The sequence below is a fragment of the Cupriavidus sp. 05N38 genome (genome assembly GCF_056397345.1).
The window spans coordinates 1-447 of record NZ_JBFTNF010000183.1; the positions used below are offsets into that span (position 1 = coordinate 1).

At 54.7% G+C, this 447-nt stretch carries 2 tRNA genes and 1 rRNA gene; all 3 read left to right on the forward strand.

What is annotated here, in order from left to right:
• Positions 1-147, forward strand: a 16S ribosomal RNA gene (locus AC1DK4_RS40825); the annotation flags it as partial.
• 61 nt (positions 148-208) lie between these two features.
• A tRNA-Ile gene (locus AC1DK4_RS40830) sits at positions 209-285 on the forward strand.
• A gap of 42 nt (positions 286-327) precedes the next feature.
• Positions 328-403, forward strand: a tRNA-Ala gene (locus AC1DK4_RS40835).
• Positions 404-447 lie beyond the last annotated feature (44 nt).

The window sequence follows — 447 nt, forward strand, 5'->3', positions numbered from 1 at the left end:
ACACCGCCCGTCACACCATGGGAGTGGGTTTTGCCAGAAGTAGTTAGCCTAACCGCAAGGAGGGCGATTACCACGGCAGGGTTCATGACTGGGGTGAAGTCGTAACAAGGTAGCCGTATCGGAAGGTGCGGCTGGATCACCTCCTTTCAAAAGCGCGCAGAAGCGTTCAAGCGTTCACACTTATCGGTTTGTTTGCTGTTACAGCCAAGGGTCTGTAGCTCAGGTGGTTAGAGCACCGTCTTGATAAGGCGGGGGTCGTAGGTTCAAGTCCTACCAGACCCACCAAGTTACGGACGATGGTTCGATGTTGAGCCTCGCAGCAGTATKGGGGGATTAGCTCAGCTGGGAGAGCACCTGCTTTGCAAGCAGGGGGTCGTCGGTTCGATCCCGTCATCCTCCACCATTTACTGTTGTACCTTGGGATTGGTCGTCAAAGGCAAGCGCTTA